Here is a 3578-nt window from a genome sequence, read left to right as displayed (position 1 = left end):
CAGCAGGGTCAGGCTCTGCGACACGAGCAGGCCGCCGATCAGCGCGATGCCGAGCGGACGGCGCAGCTCCGAGCCGGTACCGAAGCCGATCGCGAGCGGCAGCGCGGCGCAGATCGCGACCATCGAGGTCATCATGATCGGACGAAAGCGCACCAGCGAGGCCTCGCGAATCGCTTCCAGTGGCGATCGACCGTGTTCGCGTTCGGCGACGAGGGCGAAGTCGACCATCATGATCGCGTTCTTCTTGACGATGCCGATCAGCAGCACGATCGCGATCATCGACACCACCGACAGCTCGGTGCCGGTGAGGATCATCGCGAGCAGCGCGCCGACGCCCGCCGACGGCAGCGTCGACAGGATCGTGACCGGGTGGATCAGGCTCTCGTAGAGCATGCCGAGTACGATGTAGACGACGACGATCGCGCCGAATATGAGCAGCGAGCTGTCGCCCTGCTGGCGCTGGAAGCTGCGGAAGTCGCCGGCGAAATCGATCCGGATGTCGCCGGGCAGGCGCAGGCCCGCGATCGTGGTCTCGATGATCCGCTGCGCCTGGCCCATGCTCACGCCGGGCGCGAGGTTGAAACTCAGGCTCACGGTCGAGAACTGGCTTTCGTGGCTGACCTCGGTCGGCGCGATCGTGTCCTGCATGCGGGTGACCGCGGTCAGCGGCACCATCGCGCCCGAGTTCGAGCGCACGTACAGGCGCTCGAGCGAAGCCGGGTCCGTCGCCTGGTTCGGCATTGCGCCGAGCACGACCTTGAACTGGTTGACGTCGGAATAGATCGTCGACACCTGGCGCTGCCCGAACGCGTCGTTGAGCGCGCTGTCGATCGCCGCGATGCTGATGCCGAGGCGCGTCGCGCTGTCGCGGTCGACCACGAGCATCTGGCGCGGCCCCGACTCGTCGACGTCGCTGCCGACGTCGCGCAGCTGCGGGACCTTCTGCAGCGCGGCAACGAGCTTCGGCGTCCAGGCCTGCAGGCTCGCGATGTCGTTGCCCTTGAGTTCGACCTGGTACTGGCCGCCGCTCCCGCCGCCGCCACCACCCCCGCTCGGCAGATCCTGCACCGGGCGCAGGCGCATCTGCACGCCAGGCATCGCCTGCGCGGAGCGGTTGAGCCGCGTCATCACGGCGAAGGTCGATTCGCCGCCGCGTTCGGCGAGCGGCTTGAGCGTGATGTAGAGCTGGCCGGAGCCGCCGCCACCGCGACCGAAACCGCCGCCCAGGCGCGAGCCGACGCTGTCGACCGCGGGGTCCGTCATGACCAGCGCGGCGAGCTTCTGCGTCTGCTCCATCATGCGCGGCGGCGAGATGTCGGCACCCGCGCTGATGCGCCCCTGCAGCATGCCGGTGTCCTGTTGCGGGAACAGGCCGCTGTGCAGGAAGCGCATCAGGAACACGGTCAGCACGATCAGCGCCAGCGGCTGCAGCGCGGTCAGGCGCGGCCAGCGCAGCGCGTGGTCGAGCAAGCGGCGATAGGCGTCGAGCATGCGCGCGTGGAACGCGTCGATGCGCGCGCCGAGCCGCGACGGGTTCGCCTGCGCGTGCGCCGACAGGAACCGGCCGCACAACGCGGGCGTGAGGGTGAGCGAGACGAGTGCGGAGAACAGGATCGCCGATATCAGCGTGATGCTGAACTCCTTGAAGAACTGGCCGGTGATGCCGCTCGCGAACATGACCGGCGCGAACACGGCGACGAGCGAGGCGGTGATCGAGACGATCGTGAAGCCGATCTCCTTCGCGCCCGCGTAGGTCGCCGCGAGGCGCGGCATGCCGGCGTCGACGTGGCGGATCACGTTCTCGATCACGACGATCGCGTCGTCGACGACGAAGCCGATCGCGATCACGAGCGCCATCAGCGACATGTTGTCGAGGGTGAAGCCGAATGCGTACATGACGACGAACGCGCCCGCGATCGACAACGGGACCGCGGTCGCGGCGATCAGCGTGGGCGCGAGGCGGCGCAGGAACAGCGCCATCGTCGCGATGACCATGCCCAGGCTAATCAGCAGGCTCACCTGCACCTCGTCGATCGACGCGCGGATGATCGGCGTGCGGTCGAAGAACGGCGTCAGCGTCACGCCGGCAGGCAGCCACGTCTGCAACACCGGGATCTCCGCCTTGACGGCGTCGACGGTCGCGATCACGTTCGAATCGGCCTGCTTGCGCACGAACAGCAGGATCGCGCGGCGAGTACCGAACCACGCGGCCTGGTACTGGTCCTGCTGGCCGTCGCGCACGGTGGCGACGTCGCGCAGGCGCACGGGCACGCCATTCTTCACCGCGACCACGAGGTCGGCGAACTCGTCCGCGTCGTGCAGCGCATCGTTCGCCGACACCGCCATCGTGGTGCGTCCGTCGGACAGGAAGCCCTGCGGCGACGTCACGTTCGCCGCGGTCAGCGCGTTGCGCACCTGGTCGGGCGACAGGCCCATCGAGTTCAGCGCGCGCAGGTTGAGGTCGACGCGCACGGCCGGCGTCGCGCCGCCGGCGACGTCGACGTCGCTGACGCCGGGCAACTGGCGGATACGCTGCGCGATCAGCGAGTCGGCGTAGTCGTAGAGCCTGGACAGCGGCTCGGTATCGGAGGTCAGCGCGAGCGCGAGCACGGGCTGGTTGTTCGGATTCGCCTTGTGATAGGTCGGCGCGTTGGTGAGGCCGGCCGGCAGGTCCGGCGCGGCCGCATTGATCGCCGCCTGCACGTCGCGCGCAGCGTCGTCGACCTTGCGGCTTCCGTCGAAGATGAGGATCACCGACGTGCTGCCTTCGCTGCTCGTCGAGTTCATCGTGTCGATGCCCGGGATCTGGCCGAGATGGCGTTCGAGCGGCGCGGCCACGGTCGCCGCCATGACGTCGGCACTGCCGCCCGGCTGGCTCGCGCTGACGAAGATCACCGGCGGCTCGAGGTTCGGCAATGCGGCGATGCCGAGCAGGAAGTAGCAGATCGCGCCCGCGACGAACAGGCCGATCGCGAGCAGCGAGGTCGCGACCGGGCGCCGGATGAAGGGGGCCGAGATGTTCATGGGGTGCGCCTGCGCGTGCGCGCGATCGCCGGCGCCCTCCTGCGTCGTAGCGCGTTCATGCGCGCATTTCCGTGCCCTCTTCCGCTCACGGGAGAGTGTGGGGCGAGTGCGCTTCTGCGGTGCGCCGCTTGCTGTCGTCTTTCTCGTTGAATGGCAGCGCAAAGCTTCTTTCGCGACAACCGATTCGCATCCCTGCGTGTTCGTCCCGCATCCCTGCGGGCCGGTTCCTTTTCCTTGCTTGTCCAAAGAAAAGGAACCAAAAGAAAGGACACCCCAGGCGCCCCGGTCAGCGGGCTTCCTGCCCGCTGACTGCGCGCGCATCCTGCGCGCGCCCCTGCGGGCTCTTCCTCCGCCCGCTCGCCGGGCCGCAGGGGGACCCGGTTGAAGAGCAGCGCGCTCCTGCGCGCAGAAGCCGAGCAAAGCAAGTCATTCGCACGCACCGCGAGCCACGCGGGGTGCGGCGGAGCGGCACAAGAACACGCATGGATGCGACGCTGCATGAGCGTGAGTCGTGCCGGGCCTTCCGCATTGCATACTCCGCTTCTGCGCGCAGG

The 3578-nt window shown here is 68.6% G+C and carries 1 protein-coding gene; it reads right to left on the bottom strand.

Going from position 1 to position 3578, the window contains the following annotated elements:
• Nucleotides 1–3024 (bottom strand): efflux RND transporter permease subunit (locus VI238_RS06110; protein WP_331649520.1); only part of this gene is annotated, 3024 nt, incomplete at its 3' end.
• Nucleotides 3025–3578: the final 554 nt, after the last annotated feature.

The organism is Dokdonella sp., from assembly GCF_036518555.1.
GTDB lineage: Bacteria > Pseudomonadota > Gammaproteobacteria > Xanthomonadales > Rhodanobacteraceae > Dokdonella_A.
Note: the sequence above shows the minus strand (reverse complement) of the source record. Positions and strands in the feature narration are given on the sequence as shown.